Consider the following 4,907-nt stretch of genomic DNA (forward strand, 5'->3'; position numbering starts at 1 on the left):
GTCAGCAGCAACTGGATTTCCGGCAGGCCGAGATCGTCTTTTGGTGTTGTATGCGCGAGGCGCTTTTCAACGTGACGTACGGTGTCGTAGCCAAAGTAGCCGGCGAGACCGCCGCAAAAGCGCGGCATGCCTGGCAGGATCGCAACTTTATAACGTGCCTGGAATTCCGCGATGAAATCCAGCGGATTGCCTTCAAAGGTTTCCACGATGGCGCCATTGCGCACGACTTCAACACGGTTGCCGAAGCTGCGCATCAAGGTGTTGGCAGGCAGGCCAATGAAAGAATAACGGCCAAAGCGTTCGCCACCAACGACGGATTCCAGCAAAAAGGTATTTTTGCCGCCATTCTGGGTTTGCGCCAGTTTGAGGTAGAGCGAAAGCGGTGTTTCCAGATCGGCGAATGCTTCGGCGACCAGTGGAATGCGGTTATAGCCTTGCGTGGCCAGCGATTTGAATTCGAGTTCAGTCATGGGTTCTCTCCGGACCGCTATTGTAGACGAGCGGTTTGGTACTTTGATAAGTAGTTCAAAAAACGTTGCTGATCGCGCGGGAGTGCAGGAAATGCAAAAACGTGCGGACGATCAACGGCAAGTGGCGTTCAGCGCCAGATTTGCCAGCCTCGCCATAGCCAGGCCTCATGCGCGCCTGGTGTCGTGAGTCGTTTTTTGTCGAGAGACATGATGATTTATGTTGGTGAAATAAGATGCGCTGCGTCTAGCAGCGAAGAAACTATACCATCGGTATCGACGTCTTGTATAGCCTGCCCGTGGTTGTAGCCGTAAGGTACGTTGAGAACCTTGCAGCCCGCCGCGCGTGCCGCCTGCGAGTCGTTGATGGAGTCGCCGATTGCCACGACTTCCGACGGTTTCAATCCAAAATCTGTGCAGACTTGCAATAGCTGCATAGGATCGGGTTTCTTTTTCTCAAATGAATCGCCGCCGTAAACGATTTCAAAATAATCGCGCAAGCCGGTTTTTTCCATCAATGGCAAGGTGAATGCCATCGGCTTGTTGGTGACGCAGGCCATGCGCAAACCTTTATCTCGCATGGCTTGCAAGCCTTCGTGTACATCCGGATAAGCGGTGGCGAACTCGCCGTTGACGTCGAAATAATGTTTTTCGAACAAGGCGAGTGCTTCCTTGAATCGCAATTCGACTTCGCTGGCGGAAAAGTCCACGCCTATGCTTAGGCGCACCAGATTTTCTGCGCCCTTGCCGACGAAGCTGATCGCAGTTTCTAGTGTGAGCGGCCCCAGACCCAGGTCGGCGCGCATGCGATTAATCGTGATGTGCAAATCCTGGGCGGTATGCAACATGGTGCCATCGAGATCGACGATGACACCGCGTATACCGTGCAACACTTGATTTTCAACTACGCTGGAAGACAAATTTATACCTTTGCCAGTTCGCTGCGCATCGCGTCGATGACGGCTTTGTAGTCTGGCTTGCCGAAAATGGCAGAGCCGGCGACAAAGGTATCGGCGCCGGCGCGTGCGGCTTCAGCGATATTGTCGACTTTGATGCCGCCATCGACTTCCAGCATGATGTCGCGACCGGATTCATCGATCAATTTGCGCACGGCGGCGATTTTTTGCAGCGTGTGCGGAATGAAGGATTGACCGCCGAAGCCGGGGTTGACCGACATCAGCAGAATGATGTCGATCTTGTCCATCACGTGTTCCAGATAATGCAGCGGTGTGGCGGGATTGAATACCAGGCCGGCTTTGCAGCCGTTGTTGCGTATCAGTTGCAGCGTACGATCGACATGCTCGGAGGCTTCCGGATGGAAGGTGATGATGTTGGCGCCGGCTTTGGCAAAATCGGGGACAATGCGATCCACCGGCTTGACCATCAGGTGCACGTCGATCGGCACTTGCACATGCGGGCGTATCGCTTCGCAGACCAGTGGGCCTATCGTCAGGTTTGGAACGTAATGGTTATCCATGACGTCGAAGTGGATGATGTCGGCGCCGGAGGCGACGACATTGCGGACTTCTTCGCCAAGACGGGCGAAATCGGCGGACAGAATGCTGGGGGCGATGCGATAGTTGGCCATGGTCGTGACTTTGTAAATGAAGCCGCTATTTTACCCTGTGGCTTTCAGCGTGCGCTCCGCAGGCATTGAATTTTGCCGCTAGAGGTTTGCTTCATCTATATAGTGAGTACTTGGACGCGCTATGATGTGAAAGAATTAACTGCGTACTTTGAATAAAGCAGCAGGCACAAGAGGAATCAAATGGCATCCTACGAATTTACCGTGACCGTCAATACGCAGTACCTGGAAGAGCAATCCGATCCGGCGCACTCCAATTATGTATTCGCGTACGCAATCACCATCAAGAATACCGGGCAGGTAGCGGCGCAACTTATTTCACGCCATTGGGTCATTACCGACGCCAATAACCATATTGAAGAAGTGCGCGGTCTGGGTGTGGTTGGCAATCAGCCCTTGCTGCAGCCGGGCGAACAGTTTGAATACACTAGCGGTACCTCGATGGCCACGCCGCAAGGGTCGATGACTGGCGAATATTTCTGCGTGGCGGAAGACGGGGAGCAATTCGAGGCGAAAATTCCTGAATTCGTCCTGTCCCTGCCACGCACTTTGCATTAAACCGAACGTTTACTCGGTCGCATTGTCCTTTGGTGGGGCCTTCTGTGCCGGTGGATTCCTGGGCTTCTGGCCCGAGAACATGGTCCACCAGACGATAAAAATCAACAGGCCCAGTGCGATTCCTGCTTCAACAAATAATAGCCACATTGCAAATCACTCCCATGTCTTTCATACGCCTTAGTTTACTCGCATCCATATTGTGCGGTCTGGTTTCCTGTTCTACCACTCCCAGGCAGCCGCCGGCGGCACCATCAGAGCCGGCAGCCCCGCTTACGCCTGCCAAGCCTGTTACGCCGCCAGTTGACTTGCCCGGCTTGCCAAGAACTGAAATCAATTCTGCCTTGCGTCCGGTTACCTTTGCTGCTTTGCCAGGCTGGAAGGCAGATGATCAGCGCGAAGCCTTGCCGGCTTTTTTGTCATCCTGTGCGGTATTGGTCCGGCGTCCAGACTGGAAGGAAGCGTGCGTGGCTGGCGCAAATGTCGATGTGACGGATGACAATGCGACGCGCAAATTTTTTGAAAATTATTTCGTGCCTTATCGCGTAGCGAATCCGGATGGCTCATTGAGCGGCACGGTCACCGGTTATTACGAACCCTTGCTGCAGGGCGCGCGTAAACGCGGAGGCAAGTATCAAACGCCTTTGCATGGCGCTCCGGACGATATTCTGACGATCGAGCTGGCAAGCGTTTTTCCCGAACTGAAAGGTCAGCGTGTGCGGGGTCGTCTGGTCGGCAACAAGGTGGTGGCTTATCCGTCGCGTGCCGAACTGAACAAGTCGAACGCGTTGGCCGGCAAGGAAATCCTGTGGGTGGATGATGCGATCGATGCATTCTTCCTGCAAGTGCAGGGTTCGGGGCGCGTGCAACTGGATGACGGCAGGGAAATCGTGCGGCTGGCCTACGCCGACCAGAATGGACAGCCGTACAAATCGATAGGCCGTTATCTGATCGACAAAGGCGAGTTGACGCTGGACCAGGCGTCTGCGCAAGGGATCAAGGCCTGGGTGAGAGCCAATCCTAAGCGGCAGCAGGAATTATTGAATGCCAATCCAAGCTACGTTTTCTTTCGCGAAGAAAAAGTGACGGATCCCAATGTCGGACCGAAAGGCGCGCTCGGTGTGCCTTTGACGCCGCAACGCTCGATCGCAGTCGATCCGCAATACATTCCCTTGGGCGCGCCAGTTTTTCTTTCGACCACGCAGCCCAACAGCAATGTGCCTTTGCAACGACTTGTATTGGCGCAGGATACCGGCAGTGCGATCAAGAATGCGGTTCGTGCCGATTACTTCTGGGGCTTTGGCGCCCAGGCCGGTGAGCAGGCGGGCCGCATGAAGCAGCGCGGCGCGATGTGGGTGTTGCTGCCAAAGTAAATCCGACTTATGTCGTTGTCCAATACCTATCCGTATATGGGAGTCAGCCATGCAATATGAAAACATCCTGGTCGAAATTCACGGCAAGGTCGGTCTCATCACCCTTAACCGGCCGGCGGCACTGAATGCGCTCAATGACAAATTGATGGATGAGCTGGGACAGGCTTTGCTGTCGTTTGACGCAAATGACGATATCGGCTGCATGATCATTACGGGTAGCGAGAAGGCCTTTGCCGCTGGCGCCGATATCGGTGCAATGGCGAGCTACTCTTATATGGATGTATATAAAGGCGACTACATTACGCGCAACTGGGAGCAAATCCGCAGTGTGCGCAAACCTGTCATTGCTGCGGTGGCGGGTTATGCGCTCGGCGGCGGCTGCGAGTTGGCAATGATGTGCGACTTCATTATTGCGGCGGATACGGCCAAATTCGGCCAGCCTGAAATCAAGCTCGGCATTATTCCTGGTGCGGGCGGTACGCAGCGTTTGCCACGCTCGGTTTCAAAATCAAAGGCGATGGATATGTGTTTGACTGCGCGCATGATGGATGCGGCCGAAGCCGAGCGCGCCGGCTTGGTGTCGCGCGTAGTGGCTGCGGACAAGTTGCGGGAAGAGGCATTGGCTGCCGCAACCGTCATTGCCAATATGTCGCTGCCTATGGTCATGATGATCAAGGAATCCATCAATCGTGCTTATGAAACAACGCTTGCTGAAGGCGTGCAGTTCGAGCGCAGACTCTTTCACAGCACCTTCGCAACAGAAGATCAGAAAGAAGGAATGCGTGCATTTGTCGAGAAGCGCGCAGCTAAATTCAAGAATGTTTGAGGTCTTGATCAGGAAGACTTCGAGAAGAATTCAAAAAGAAATAAACTATTTTCCCGAAAGGGGTTGCAAAGGGTTTGGGTGCTTGCTATAGTTCGGCTCCC

The 4,907-nt window shown here is 54.1% G+C and carries 6 protein-coding genes and 1 pseudogene; 3 read left to right on the forward strand and 4 right to left on the reverse strand.

Going from position 1 to position 4,907, the window contains the following annotated elements; translation table 11 throughout:
• The 3 genes and pseudogenes from ABWP27_RS12210 to rpe form a co-directional block, all read right to left on the reverse strand.
• Positions 1-470, reverse strand: a pseudogene (locus ABWP27_RS12210) (anthranilate synthase component I); the annotation flags it as partial.
• 215 nt (positions 471-685) lie between these two features.
• Entirely contained in the window at positions 686-1,315 is a 630-nt protein-coding gene (gene gph, locus ABWP27_RS12215; protein ID WP_502905349.1) for a phosphoglycolate phosphatase, read from the reverse strand.
• Between the two features lie 74 nt (positions 1,316-1,389).
• Positions 1,390-2,055: a ribulose-phosphate 3-epimerase gene (gene rpe / locus ABWP27_RS12220; RefSeq protein ID WP_353157217.1), complete on the reverse strand. Its 666-nt coding sequence runs from the start codon at positions 2,053-2,055 to the stop codon at positions 1,390-1,392.
• 180 nt (positions 2,056-2,235) lie between these two features.
• Here rpe and apaG point away from each other — a divergent pair, with 180 nt between their 5' ends.
• Positions 2,236-2,610 (forward strand): Co2+/Mg2+ efflux facilitator ApaG/CorD, encoded by a 375-nt coding sequence (gene apaG / locus ABWP27_RS12225; RefSeq protein WP_353157220.1) that lies wholly within the window; start codon positions 2,236-2,238, stop codon positions 2,608-2,610.
• A gap of 9 nt (positions 2,611-2,619) precedes the next feature.
• Here apaG and ABWP27_RS12230 read toward each other — a convergent pair whose 3' ends face one another.
• Positions 2,620-2,757, reverse strand: a complete 138-nt coding sequence (locus tag ABWP27_RS12230) for a hypothetical protein (RefSeq protein ID WP_353157223.1) — start codon at positions 2,755-2,757, stop codon at positions 2,620-2,622.
• Between the two features lie 14 nt (positions 2,758-2,771).
• On the opposite strand from ABWP27_RS12230, the gene mltA reads away from it, so the two are divergent.
• A complete protein-coding gene (gene mltA / locus ABWP27_RS12235) occupies positions 2,772-3,980 on the forward strand; it encodes a murein transglycosylase A (RefSeq protein ID WP_353157226.1) in 1,209 nt (402 codons plus the stop codon).
• 49 nt (positions 3,981-4,029) lie between these two features.
• The gene (locus ABWP27_RS12240; RefSeq protein WP_353157229.1) at positions 4,030-4,806 is read left to right on the forward strand and encodes an enoyl-CoA hydratase; all 777 of its coding nucleotides are present in this window, start codon (positions 4,030-4,032) and stop codon (positions 4,804-4,806) included.
• The last annotated feature ends 101 nt before the right edge of the window (positions 4,807-4,907 follow it).

Origin of the sequence: Herminiimonas fonticola (assembly GCF_040395855.1) — a bacterium.
Classification (GTDB): Bacteria; Pseudomonadota; Gammaproteobacteria; order Burkholderiales; family Burkholderiaceae_D; genus Oxalicibacterium; species Oxalicibacterium fonticola_A.